The sequence below is a fragment of the Massilia sp. MS-15 genome (genome assembly GCF_020176695.1).
In the GTDB taxonomy this organism is placed as follows: Bacteria; Pseudomonadota; Gammaproteobacteria; order Burkholderiales; family Burkholderiaceae_D; genus Telluria; species Telluria hydrophila.
Window position 1 is genome coordinate 63,400 of sequence record NZ_JAIWIA010000028.1, and the last position, 11,803, is coordinate 75,202.

Genomic DNA, 11,803 nt, shown 5'->3' on the forward strand with positions numbered 1-11,803 from the left:
GGCCATGGACGACATCGTAAAACAGGCAATGGCCAAATGGCCGAACGTGCCGCACTGCTTCGGCTGGCTGGCACTGGACGCGCGCGGCAACTGGCGCATGCGCGACGAGGCCGCGCAGCGCGCCGGTGCGCCGGGCGACAAGCTGGCCAACGCGGCCCTGGTCGGCTTCATCAACCGCAACTACGCGCACGACGAGGAAGGCCGCTGGTATTTCCAGAACGGCCCGCAACGCGTGTACGTGAACCTGGAAGCGACGCCCTTCATTGCGCGTACCGACCCGGCCCAGGGTTTCCTGCTGCAGACCGGCCAGGCCCTGCTCCCCCAGGCGGCCTACCTGACCGGGGCCGGCGCGCTGGTCCTGCAAGCCGGCGAGGTGCTCGCCCAGCTCGACGACCGCGACCTCGAACAGGCGCTGGCATGCATGGAACTCGATGGCCGCCCGGCCTCGCCCGAGGCGCTCATGGCCTGGCTCGAGGACGGTGCCGGCACCCTGGCGCTGCGCGTGGACGAGCGCCGAATTCCGGTCGAACGCATCGCCGCCGACAGCCTTTCCCGCCGCTTCGGCTACGTGCAGAACCCCGCGTAGGGTGGGCGGCTCCATGCCGGCGCATGCCGTTCGCCGGCCCAGCCGCCGCCCACGCGTTCAGCCAGCCCCCGCACCGCCGATACGCCAGCCCAATGCCATGCAAGCCTGCGCCGACCGCGTGGGCGGCGCCAACGCCGCATCGGCACCACGCCCCGGGCACAGCCGCCCACCCTACCGTTCTTTTTCCTCTTCCTTCTCGGCCTTCTGGCGCGCCTTCAGTTCACGCTCGCGCGCATCGATGACCGCCTGGTCGTAGAAGGACACGTCGCCCGCCCTGCGCGCCAGCTCGAGCTGGGCCACCGCCGCCGGCAGCGCGCCGGCCACCACATAGGATTCCGCCAGCGCCATGTGCTGCAGGGCGATCCGGCCCTGTTTCGAATAGGCGCGCGCCAGCATGTCATGCAGCCTGGCGTCCTCGCGGTAGAGCTGGGCCTGGTCGCGCAGGTAGCGGGTGGCGTCGTCGTACCTGGCCGCGGCGATCAGCGCTTCGCCATACTGGTGCGCGAGGGCGCGCGACAAGGGATAGCGCTGGCGCGCCGCGTCCGCCTCCCTGACCGCCTCGTCGGCTGCGGACGGCGGCTGGCCCGGCGCCAGCTTGATCTCGATCGACAGCCCGGCGAACATCACCGCCCCGTCGCCCGCCTGCGATTCCACCGACAGCACGCCCTCCTTCGGCTTGACGGTGGCGCGCGCCTTGTCGAGCCAGGACTGGGCCTCGGCCAGCTTCCCCTGGCGCAGCGAAAGCACGGCCAGCCCGTACTGGGCGCCGGCCTGCAGGTGACGGTGCTGCTCCTTGAGCTGGGCTTCCAGCACGTTTCGGGTGTCGCGCCGGCCGCTGACGCTCTCGTCCTGCAGCACGCGGGCGCGCGCGCGCACCAGCTGGAAGTCGAGGTTGTCCACCCGCGCCTTCTTCGGAATCTCCCGGATGCGCGCCTGCATGTCGACCAGGCGTTCCGCCGTCAGCGGGTGGCTGCTCAGGTGGGCCAGCTGGGCCGGGATGTCGCCATACAGCTTGCTCGCGCTCTGCAGACGCTTGAAGAAGCCGGCCATGCCGGTGACGTCGTAGCCGCCGGCGGCCATGATCTGGAAGCCCACGCGGTCGGCCTCGCGCTCGGCGTCGCGGCTGAAGTTGAGCTGGCGCTGCACGGCCAGGCCCTGCCCGCCCAGCAGCACGCCCATCGCCGCATCCGGACTGGCCTTGGACGCGAGCGCGGCCAGGATCATCGCGGCCAGCGGCAGCAGCACGTCCTGTTTCTGCTGCCCCAGCGCGCGCGCGATGTGGCGCTGCGACACGTGGCCGATCTCGTGCGCCATCACCCCGGCCAGCTCGGATTCGTTCTGCGCGGCCACGATCAGGCCCGTGTGCGCGGCGATGAAGCCGCCCGGCAGCGCGAACGCGTTCAGGTTCGCATCGCGCATGGCGAAGAAGGAAAAGTCGGCGCCCGTCTCGCCGCGCGTACCCGGCACGCTCGCGACCATCGCGTTGCCGAGGTTGTTCAGGTATTCGATGATCGGGTCGTCGTCGAGATAGGCCGGGTCGCGCCGCACGTCGCGCATGATTTCCTCGCCCAACTTGCGTTCGAGGATAGGCGACAGATCCTGGCGCGCGGTGTCGCCCAGGGTGGGCAGGCGCGACGTGTCCGGCTTCTGCAGGGGCGCGGCGGGCGCGGCAATGGCGAAAGCGGCCGCCGTGCACAGGGCAAGGGCGGTCAACGCAGGGCGCCAGCGGCGCGCGGATGCTGGGCTGGGAGCGTATTTCACAATGCTATGATAACCCCATCCGCGGCCGCCTTGCTGTATGGCGGCACGCTTTGTTGACGACCTTATTCACATGGCAATGAGCACATCCCACCCTACCTCCGACCACCTCACCCACTTCGACGCCAGCGGCCAGGCCCACATGGTCGATGTCGGCGCCAAGCAGGACACCCACCGCATCGCGGTCGCCGCCGGTACCATCCGCATGCAGCCGGAGACACTGGCGCTGATCCAGTCGGGCAATGCGAAAAAGGGCGACGTGATCGGCATCGCCCGCATCGCGGCCATCATGGCTTCGAAGCGCACGGGCGACCTGGTACCGCTGTGCCACCCGCTGCCGATCACGCGGGTGACGGTGGATTTCGAGATCGACGCGCCGGCTTGCAGCGTGCACTGCCGGGCGCAGGTGGAAACCATCGGCAAGACCGGTGTGGAGATGGAAGCTTTAACGGCCGTGCAGGTTGGGCTGCTGACGGTCTACGACATGTGCAAGGCGGTCGACCGCGGCATGGTTATGACCAATATACGGGTGCTGGAAAAACACGGAGGCAAGAGCGGAGACTGGACGGCGCAGTACTAGGCCGCCTGCAGGGAACGCGCTCCCTGCCATCCCGCCTCGTTCACTCCTTTGAACAGCAGCCACAGGCAGACTGCGCTTTCTCCCAGAAAGGCCGGCAGCAGGATGGCCGGGAACAGCAGGTCCTGCAGGGGCGGATGGATGAACTTGGCGAAGCTGTTGACGAGATAGCAGGCGCCAACGATTTGCATGGCAAGGCCGAGCAGCGCGGGAAGGTAGGTGGACTTCCTGATCAGGTGTCCTACCAGTAGACACTGCACGCCGAAGAACACCAGCGCCACCCCGAAGGTGTTGGCGTGGGCGATCACGGCCGCGTAGCTCGCTGCCTGGCGCTGTGCGGCACTGGCGACCCTGGCCAGCCCCCCGTTGACGAGCGGATCGAGCGCCGCCTGCAGCTGCAGCACGCACAGGCTTTCGACGGCCAGCGATACCAGGCCGAAGCAGGCCACGGCCACGGCCAGGTTGCGGTGCACCGGCCGCAGCAGCACATACCACAGCGAGGTCAGCGCCACGGCGCACACCAGCAAGACCAGCTGCCCGGCGATGCCGAGCCGCCACAGGAAGGCGCCGGCGAGGATGCCCTGCGCGGTGGCGGCCGGGTCGCCCGGCACGACCAGGCTGGCCCGCACATAGGCTTCGCCGAACAGGCCGAGCACGATGATGAACAGGTACAGCAGTCCGGCGCTGCGTGCGACCAGCTGGATCCGGCCCTGGCCGGATTGAAGCCCATCCTGTTGCGGCATAGATCCTCGCTCATGCTGTGCAATACGGCTGAGCATAGGGAAGAGTGTATGGATGGTCAACGTTTTCGTGCCGCGCCGGCGTCCTGCCGCAAAAACGATGCGTGGCGCATGCGGGCGCCGCAAGCCTTCCCTTCCCCGCGTTGTTTATGTCACATGGTAAATTGCTGACCTGTACGCAAGGCGTCCGCCCTGCGCCGACATGATCACAAGGATGGAGAATGAGATTGCGCTTGTTGAAGATGCTGCCGATGCTGCCGATTGCGGCCGCCACCCTGGCCGCCACCACCGCCATGGCCGCGCCGCGCGGCTTTACCGTGGAAGACCTGGTGAACATGGAGCGGGTCGGCAGCCCGGCCGTGTCGCCTGATGCCAGCCGCATCGTGTACACCGTGCGCAGCACGGACATGGCCAAGAACCGCGGCCACACCGAACTGTGGATGGTCGACCTGCGCGCCGCCAAACCAGTGCCGCAGCGCCTGACAAATCACGCTGCGAGCAGCAGCGAACCGGAATGGTCGGCCGCCGGCGACGCCGTGTATTTCCTGTCGAGCCGCTCCGGTTCCTCGCAGGTCTGGCGCGTGCCGGCCGCGGGTGGCGAGCCGGTGCAGGTCAGCAGCCTGCCGCTCGACGTCGAGAGCTTCCGCGTGTCGCCGACGGGCGACCGGGTGGCGATGAGCCTGTCCGTGTTCCGCGACTGCGCCGACCTGGCCTGCACCAAGGACCGGCAGGATGCCAAGGCGCGGGACAAGGCCAGCGGCAAGCTGTACGACCGCCTGTTCGTGCGCCACTGGGATACCTGGCGCGACCAGCGCAACAACGTGCTGTTCTCGGCCCCGCTCGACGCCAGCGGCAAGCTGGGCGCCGCTCCGGTCAGCCTGTCCGGCACGCTCGACGGCGACGTGCCCTCGAAACCCTTCGGCGACCGCGAGGAATTCCGCTTCAGCCCGGACGGCAAGACCATCGTGTTCGCCGCCCGCATCGCCGGCAAGACCGAAGCCTGGTCCACCAATTTCGACCTGTACACGGTGCCCGCCGCCGGTGGCGCCGCGCCGCGCAACCTCACCGCCGACAACCCGGCCTGGGATACCAAGGGTGTGTTCTCGCCCGACGGCCGCACCCTGGCCTACCTGGCGATGGCGCGCCCTGGCTTCGAGGCCGACCGCTACCAGGTGATGCTGATGGACGTGGCCACCGGCGCGAAGCGCAAGCTGGCGGCCGACTGGGACCGCTCGGCCGGCAGCCTGCAATGGCGCGCCGACGGCAAGGCGCTGGTCGTCGACGCCGAAGACCTGGGCCAGCACCGCCTGTTCTCGATTGACGTCGCCAGCGGCAAGGTCAGCGCGCTCACCGACAAGGGCGCGGTCGGCGCCTTCGACCTGCGCGGCGACACGCTCGCCTACACCCAGGCCAACCTGGCGTCCGGCGCCCAGCTGTTCGCGATGAAACTGGGCGGCGCGCCGGTCCAGCTGACGGAGCTGAATGCCGAGCGCCTGGCGGATGTGCGCTGGGGCCGCTACGAGCAGTTCAGCTTCAAGGGTGCAAACGGCGATACCGTGTATGGCCACGTGATGCAGCCCTGGAACGCCGAGCCGGGCAAGAAATACCCGGTCGCCTTCCTGGTGCACGGCGGTCCGCAAGGCAGCTTCGGCAATGGCTGGAGCTACCGCTGGAATCCGCAGGTGTATGCCGGCGCGGGCTACGCCACCGTGTTCATCGACTTCCACGGCTCCACCGGCTATGGCCAGAAGTTCACCGATTCGATCAGCGGCGACTGGGGCGGCAAGCCGCTCGAGGATTTGAAAAAGGGCCTGGACGCGGCGGTGAAGAAGTTCCCCTGGCTCGACCGCGGCCGCAGCTGCGCGCTTGGCGCCTCCTATGGCGGCTACATGATGAACTGGATCGCGGGGAACTGGAACGACGGCTTCCGCTGCCTGGTGAACCACGACGGCGTGTTCGATTCGCGCGGCATGGCTTACTCGACCGAGGAACAGTGGTTCACCGACTGGGAAAACGGCGGCCCGTATTTCTCGGTGCCGGACAAGCATGAGAAGTTCAACCCGGTCCACCACGTGAACAAGTGGAAGACGCCGATGCTGGTGATCCAGGGCGACCTGGACTTCCGCATTCCGACCGCGCAGGCGCTGGGCACGTTTACCGCCCTGCAGCGCAAGGGCATCGACAGCCAGCTGCTGGTGTTCCCGGACGAGAACCACTGGGTGCTGAAACCGGCGAACTCGGTGCAGTGGCACCATACGGTGGTCAACTGGCTGGACCGCTACCTGAAGCAGTAAGGTAGAAAACAAAAAACCCGGGAGATCCCGGGTTTTTTGTTGGGTAGCCGTTGCCGGCTACGTCATGTCGGTATTAGCCTTCTGCTTTGCAGGTGCCTTCCGAGCCGATCACATCGCTCTGGTCTGCAGCAAGAACGTCGGTGGTGCAAGCCCAGGCGCCGTTGTCGTCACGGGTCAGGGTGATGACCTTGCCCTTGACCTTGGCCGGGCCGTCCATCACTTCGCAGGTCAGCGTGGTGCTGCTGGCGCCGAAGGTGCAGTTGGCGGTCGGCTTGTCAGCAGCGGCCAGGCCGGCGTCTTCCGGTGCGTCGATTTCTTCGCCCTGGTTCAGCTTCACGTCGAAGCCGGTCTTGCCTGCCGAGACTTCACCCAGCGCGGCAGCGAATTTCGACTTGGCGACGTAGTTCTGGTAAGCCGGGATCGCCACGGCAGCCAGGATACCGATGATCGCGACGACGATCATCAGTTCGATCAGGGTGAAACCGCCTTCAGCTTTTTTGGTTTGCATTTGCTTGATGTTCATTTTTCTCTCCAGGGTAGTGTTTCAGGTAATTGGGTTACTGCTTGTTGCCACGCATTACTATATGCAATCGGTGTGCCAGCCCTAAATACCCCGATTTTATTAGCGACGAGCTAACGAAACGGCCTGTTTGGCCAGGTTTTGGCTTGAGCTGTGACAAAATTTGTCATAGATGCCGGACAAATTTTGTTATCGAACACTTTCTGTGCCGCAATTTGTCATGCCTGGGGCATGGCTGGCATGCCAGCCCGGTTGACCTGCGTGGGAGCAGCGCGTGATGCCGGAGACGAAAAAAAGGGGAGCTCGCGCTCCCCTTTGTTTTACCAACTGGTCAGGATTACAGCATGGCCTTCAGCAGGCGAGCCATTTCCGACGGGTTCTTGGTAACGGTGATGCCGCAGGCTTCCATGATTTCCAGCTTGGCTTGCGCGGTATCGGCGCCGCCCGAGATCAGCGCGCCGGCGTGGCCCATGCGCTTGCCCGGAGGCGCGGTGACGCCAGCGATGAAGCCGACGACCGGCTTCTTCATGTTGTCCTTGATCCACTGAGCAGCGTTCGCCTCGTCCGGGCCGCCGATCTCGCCGATCATGATGACCGCGTCGGTGTCCGGATCGTCGTTGAACATGCGCATCACGTCGATGTGCTTCAGACCGTTGATCGGGTCGCCGCCGATGCCGACTGCCGACGACTGGCCCAGGCCCAGCGCGGTCAGCTGGCCGACTGCTTCATAGGTCAGGGTGCCCGAGCGCGACACGACACCGATGCGGCCCTTCTTGTGGATGTGACCCGGCATGATGCCGATCTTGATCTCGTCCGGGGTAATCAGGCCTGGGCAGTTCGGGCCCAGCAGCAGGGTCTTCGAACCGGCCTTGGCCATACGGTCCTTGACTTCCATCATGTCACGGACAGGGATGCCTTCAGTGATGCAGATTGCCAGGTCGAGTTCAGCTTCGACGGCTTCCCAGATCGCGGCGGCTGCGCCTGCCGGCGGAACGTAGATGACCGACACGGTGGCGCCGGTTTCCGACTTGGCTTCCTTGACCGATGCGTAGATCGGGATGCCTTCGAAATCTTCGCCGGCTTTCTTCGGGTTCACGCCTGCCACGAAGGCTTCACGGCCGTTCGCGTAGTCGCGGCACATGCGGGTGTGGAACTGGCCGGTCTTGCCGGTGATACCTTGGGTGATGACTTTGGTGTCTTTGTTAATCAGAATCGACATTTTTATTTCCTTCGCGAATTAGGCTTGGCCAGCGGCAGCGGCAACGACCTGCTTCGCTGCGTCTTCCATGGTGTCGGCGGAGATGATCGGCAGGCCCGAATCGGCCAGCATCTTCTTGCCCAGGTCTTCGTTGGTGCCCTTCATGCGCACGACCAGCGGCACCTGCAGCGACACGGCCTTCGATGCGGTGATCACGCCTTCGGCGATCACGTCGCAGCGCATGATGCCGCCGAAGATGTTGACCAGGATGGCTTTCAGGCCCGGGTTCTTCAGCATGATCTTGAATGCTTCGGTAACCTTTTCTGCGGTTGCACCGCCGCCCACGTCCAGGAAGTTGGCCGGCTCGCCGCCGAACAGCTTGATGGTGTCCATGGTGGCCATGGCCAGGCCGGCGCCGTTCACCAGGCAGCCGATGTTGCCGTCGAGCGAGATGTAGGCCAGGTCGAACTTCGATGCTTCGACTTCCGCCGGATCTTCTTCGTCCAGGTCGCGGTAGGCGACGATTTCCGGATGACGGAACAGGGCGTTCGCGTCGAAGTTGAACTTGGCGTCCAGGGCGATGACCTTGCCCGAGCCGGTCAGGATCAGCGGGTTGATTTCGGCCAGCGATGCGTCGGTTTCCCAGTAGGCTTTGTACAGGCCTTGCAGGTTGGTGCGGGCGTCGACGATCGACGCTTCCGGCACGCCGATCTTGCGGGCGATGTCGTCAGCCTGCTCGTCGGTCAGGCCGACCGACGGTTCGATCACGACGTTGTGGATCTTTTCCGGGTTGCTGTGCGCGACTTCCTCGATGTCCATGCCGCCTTCCGACGAGGCCATCAGCACGACCTTCTGGGTGACGCGGTCGGTGACCAGCGAAACGTACAGTTCTTTCTTGATGTCCGCGCCTTCTTCGATCAGCAGGCGGCGCACTTTCTGGCCTTCCGGGCTGGTCTGGTGCGTGATCAGCTGCATGCCCATGATCTGGTCGGCGTATTCCTTGACCTGTTCCAGCGACTTGGCAACCTTGACGCCGCCACCTTTGCCGCGGCCGCCGGCGTGGATCTGCGCCTTGACGACCCAGACCGGGCCGCCCAGCTCTTCAGCGGCCTTGACCGCCTCTTCCACGCTCATGCACGGAATACCGCGCGGAACGGTCACTCCGAATTTTCGGAGAATTTCTTTGCCCTGGTACTCATGGATTTTCATGCTGGCTTCCCTTCTTTTCTATGTACTGAATGAGTAATGCGGTTGAATGACAAAAATGACAAACATCGAATCCTAACCCGACACGGCCTTGATCGCCCAGCGCGGATAGTAGTTGGCCACGGCCGGTCCGTCGCTGCGCAGGGCATGGCAACGGTCGAGCTCGAATGGCCGTTCGGCCGAAGCAGGCTTGACCTGCGCGTCGGCGCGGGTGTCGAACTCGTCGTCGGCAAAGGCTTGCAGCGCTGCGGTCGGCAGCACCTGGGCCAATTCGGTCAGGTGGGTGCAGCCGAGCACGCCCGAGAGGCGGTCTTTCAGGTGCAGCCGGAAATGGTTCATCAGCGACAGGCCGATCAGCTTCTTGTAAGCGGGGCCTATCGTCTCACAGAAACCGGGATAAGGAACGGCATCGGACGCGGCTTCGGCGTCCACGATGTTCAGCGCGCGGTCGATGGTGACGCGCAGCTTGAGGTCGTGGACCGGGCTGCCGGCCGGGCGGGTACCGGATGCGAGCGCGATCTCGCGCGTCTTGATGTCGCGGATACTGGCATCCAGATCCCACAGGCCATCGTCGCGTGCGAAGACGTCGACGGTGATGGCGCGCGTATGCCGGAGCGAGCGCGAGACGGGAGGAGACAGGGGCATAAAAACCAAATGCCGCTTGCGCGGCGGTTAGTGGTGCAGCCAGTGTGCTTCATGCACGTTGTCGTAGCTTCTACGACAACAACCGCTCATGCGGCGCTGCTTAAACCGTGAAAGTTTAGCACAGGGCGTTGTCGGTTGCACTGCAACAGAGGTCATTTTTGCCGCACTGCAGCGATAAGAAGCGCGGATTCTTGCCGACTAGTTAAGCTTGCCTGGTGTGGACCTGGGATACAGGCGAGCCGGAATGCACAGCGCCAGCGTGCAGCGCCATCGTCCGTTGAGGAATATACCGCAAGGCATATCGGAGATGACGCTCCACGCTGGCGCCGGAACGCCCTTCTATATAGAAGAGGCAAATGAAAAGTGGGTGATACAACAGGCATGCGGCCGAGCCTGGCGTATCGTCGGAACAGGCCTGGGGCCAGGCCGGTTCCGGATCGCAGCAGACAACAGTGCCTGCTACAGCGCGTCGTCGTCGGGAGCGCCCTGCATCGCGGTCCGCGCAGCGCGTTGGGAGAAACCACGCTGCAGCAGGAAGCGCATCTGCTTGGCACGCTCGGCCGCATCGACGGCGACGGTACCGAACTTGCGCTGCCACACATCGATGGCGCGCGCCGTTTCGCTATCGGCAAGCGAGGCTTTGATGTCTTCCAGCGCTTCACCTTTGAGACCGTGGCTTTGCAGCTCGGCCATCACGCGGCTGTTGCCGAAACGCGCCGCCCGCCGGTTGATCAGCGATTCGGCGAAGCGTTCCTGCGACAGCCAGTTATTTTTTTCAAGAAAATCGAGGAGGGCTTCGACGTCGTCGCCCTCCTCGGCATAGCGGGCCAGCTTGCGCCCCAGCTCGAGCCGGCTGTGCTCGCGCATCGACAGGTAGCGAAGCGCGCGCGCTTTCAGGCTCAGCTGGGGTGCGGGCATAAACGGCGTACAGTGGCCAGCGTTCGGTGCTCAGCGATTACTCGCCGACTGCCTTCAGCTTGTCCTTGCCGCTGTCTTCGACAGCAGCCAGCACCGGCGGCAGTTCGCGCACACCCAGGGCGGCACGGACCTTGTTTTCGATCTCGCGGGCCAGGGCCGGACGTTCTTTCAGGTACAGGCGGGCGTTGTCCTTGCCCTGGCCAATACGTTCGCCGTTATAGCTGTACCACGAACCCGATTTCTCGACGATCTTGTTGTCGGCGCCCAGGTCCAGGATTTCGCCTTCGCGCGAGGTGCCTTCTCCGTACAGGATGTCGAAGTGGGCTTCCTTGAACGGCGGCGCGATCTTGTTCTTGACGACCTTGACCTTGGTTTCGTTACCGATCACCTCGTCACCCGACTTGATCGAACCGGTACGGCGGATGTCCATGCGCACGGAAGCGTAGAACTTCAGCGCGTTACCGCCGGTGGTGGTTTCCGGGCTGCCGAACATCACGCCGATCTTCATGCGGATCTGGTTGATGAAAATGACCAGGGTATTGGTGCGGTTGATCGAGCCGGTCAGCTTGCGCAGCGCCTGCGACATCAGTCGCGCCTGCAAGCCCGGAAGCGAGTCGCCCATGTCGCCTTCGATCTCGGCGCGCGGAGTCAGTGCCGCCACCGAGTCGATGACCACCAGGTCGACCGAACCCGAGCGCACCAGGGCGTCGGTGATTTCGAGGGCCTGTTCGCCGGTGTCCGGCTGCGAGATCAGCAGCTCGCCCAGGTTAATGCCCAGCTTCTGCGCGTAGCCCACGTCGAGCGCGTGCTCGGCATCGATGAAGGCGCAGGTGCCGCCCAGCTTCTGCATCTGGGCGATGGTCTGCAGCGTCAGGGTGGTTTTACCCGACGATTCCGGACCGTAGATCTCGACGATACGACCGCGCGGCAGGCCACCGACGCCCAGCGCGATGTCCAGGCCCAGCGAGCCGGTGGAAACAGTCTGCACTTCCTCGACCGGGGCGCTGGTGTCCATGCGCATCACCGAGCCCTTGCCGAACTGCTTTTCAATCTGCGCCAGGGCGGCTGCGAGCGCCTTGCCCTTTTCAGCGGCGTTTACTGCGAGTTTTTTGTCGTCCATGGTGTACTTTCAGCTGTGGAGTAGGCAAGGTAGGGTCGCTACCGCTAAAATCAAGAGAACTACTGTATATACATCCAGTTGTTCGAACCAGCAAAATCAAGCCACTACTGTATATAAATCCAGTGGTTTAGGCAAGCGAAAAAAGTCGCCCTGTTGTTATCTGCGAGGCTCGCATTGTTGCGATAAATCAAACACAATAGGGCCTTTTGAAGCACTAACGAATACCAAGGTGGCCCCATGC

11 protein-coding genes are annotated in these 11,803 nt (G+C 64.3%); 3 read left to right on the plus strand and 8 right to left on the minus strand.

All coding sequences use genetic code 11. From position 1 onward, the window contains the following. The first annotated feature begins 4 nt into the window (after positions 1–4). The gene (locus tag LCI23_RS12255) at positions 5–586 is read left to right on the plus strand and encodes a DUF2946 family protein (RefSeq protein ID WP_224946743.1); all 582 of its coding nucleotides are present in this window, start codon (positions 5–7) and stop codon (positions 584–586) included. Positions 587–757: 171 nt separating this feature from the next. On the opposite strand, the gene LCI23_RS12260 is transcribed toward LCI23_RS12255, so the two are convergent. Beyond that, entirely contained in the window at positions 758–2,299 is a 1,542-nt protein-coding gene (locus LCI23_RS12260; RefSeq protein WP_224946744.1) for a M48 family metalloprotease, read from the minus strand. Between the two features lie 124 nt (positions 2,300–2,423). Between LCI23_RS12260 and moaC the strand changes: the two genes are divergently transcribed. After that, a complete protein-coding gene (gene moaC, locus LCI23_RS12265) occupies positions 2,424–2,924 on the plus strand; it encodes a cyclic pyranopterin monophosphate synthase MoaC (protein ID WP_224946745.1) in 501 nt (166 codons plus the stop codon). Here moaC and LCI23_RS12270 read toward each other — a convergent pair. Further along, the gene (locus LCI23_RS12270; RefSeq protein ID WP_224946746.1) at positions 2,921–3,664 is read right to left on the minus strand and encodes a DUF4386 domain-containing protein; all 744 of its coding nucleotides are present in this window, start codon (positions 3,662–3,664) and stop codon (positions 2,921–2,923) included. The genes moaC and LCI23_RS12270 overlap by 4 nt on opposite strands. Before the next feature lie 239 nt (positions 3,665–3,903). Here LCI23_RS12270 and LCI23_RS12275 point away from each other — a divergent pair, with 239 nt between their 5' ends. Next, entirely contained in the window at positions 3,904–5,955 is a 2,052-nt protein-coding gene (locus tag LCI23_RS12275; protein ID WP_374041168.1) for an LpqB family beta-propeller domain-containing protein, read from the plus strand. Between the two features lie 73 nt (positions 5,956–6,028). On the opposite strand, the gene LCI23_RS12280 is transcribed toward LCI23_RS12275, so the two are convergent. The 6 genes from LCI23_RS12280 to recA form a co-directional block, all read right to left on the minus strand. Continuing rightward, positions 6,029–6,478 (minus strand): pilin, encoded by a 450-nt coding sequence (locus tag LCI23_RS12280; protein WP_307727728.1) that lies wholly within the window; start codon positions 6,476–6,478, stop codon positions 6,029–6,031. A 334-nt stretch (positions 6,479–6,812) separates the two neighbouring features. After that, positions 6,813–7,694 (minus strand): succinate--CoA ligase subunit alpha, encoded by an 882-nt coding sequence (sucD, locus tag LCI23_RS12285; RefSeq protein WP_027865436.1) that lies wholly within the window; start codon positions 7,692–7,694, stop codon positions 6,813–6,815. A gap of 18 nt (positions 7,695–7,712) precedes the next feature. Beyond that, a complete protein-coding gene (gene sucC, locus LCI23_RS12290) occupies positions 7,713–8,882 on the minus strand; it encodes an ADP-forming succinate--CoA ligase subunit beta (protein ID WP_224946747.1) in 1,170 nt (389 codons plus the stop codon). Positions 8,883–8,954: 72 nt separating this feature from the next. Next, positions 8,955–9,524, minus strand: a complete 570-nt coding sequence (locus LCI23_RS12295; RefSeq protein WP_224946748.1) for a DUF2889 domain-containing protein — start codon at positions 9,522–9,524, stop codon at positions 8,955–8,957. Between the two features lie 459 nt (positions 9,525–9,983). Then, a complete protein-coding gene (recX, locus tag LCI23_RS12300) occupies positions 9,984–10,442 on the minus strand; it encodes a recombination regulator RecX (protein WP_224946749.1) in 459 nt (152 codons plus the stop codon). A 37-nt stretch (positions 10,443–10,479) separates the two neighbouring features. Then, complete coding sequence (recA, locus tag LCI23_RS12305; protein ID WP_224946750.1) at positions 10,480–11,562, minus strand: recombinase RecA; 1,083 nt, start codon at positions 11,560–11,562, stop codon at positions 10,480–10,482. Positions 11,563–11,803 lie beyond the last annotated feature (241 nt).

Excerpts from the sequence above, each read along its gene's own strand:
- sucD (WP_027865436.1), bottom strand. The coding sequence starts at position 7,694 with ATGTCGATTCTGATTAACAAAGACACCAAAGTCATCACCCAAGGTATC.
- recX (WP_224946749.1), bottom strand. The coding sequence starts at position 10,442 with ATGCCCGCACCCCAGCTGAGCCTGAAAGCGCGCGCGCTTCGCTACCTG.
- sucC (WP_224946747.1), bottom strand. The coding sequence starts at position 8,882 with ATGAAAATCCATGAGTACCAGGGCAAAGAAATTCTCCGAAAATTCGGA.
- recA (WP_224946750.1), bottom strand. The coding sequence starts at position 11,562 with ATGGACGACAAAAAACTCGCAGTAAACGCCGCTGAAAAGGGCAAGGCG.
- LCI23_RS12255 (WP_224946743.1), top strand. The coding sequence starts at position 5 with ATGGACGACATCGTAAAACAGGCAATGGCCAAATGGCCGAACGTGCCG.
- LCI23_RS12295 (WP_224946748.1), bottom strand. The coding sequence starts at position 9,524 with ATGCCCCTGTCTCCTCCCGTCTCGCGCTCGCTCCGGCATACGCGCGCC.
- LCI23_RS12270 (WP_224946746.1), bottom strand. The coding sequence starts at position 3,664 with ATGCCGCAACAGGATGGGCTTCAATCCGGCCAGGGCCGGATCCAGCTG.
- moaC (WP_224946745.1), top strand. The coding sequence starts at position 2,424 with ATGAGCACATCCCACCCTACCTCCGACCACCTCACCCACTTCGACGCC.
- LCI23_RS12280 (WP_307727728.1), bottom strand. The coding sequence starts at position 6,478 with ATGAACATCAAGCAAATGCAAACCAAAAAAGCTGAAGGCGGTTTCACC.
- LCI23_RS12275 (WP_374041168.1), top strand. The coding sequence starts at position 3,904 with ATGCTGCCGATGCTGCCGATTGCGGCCGCCACCCTGGCCGCCACCACC.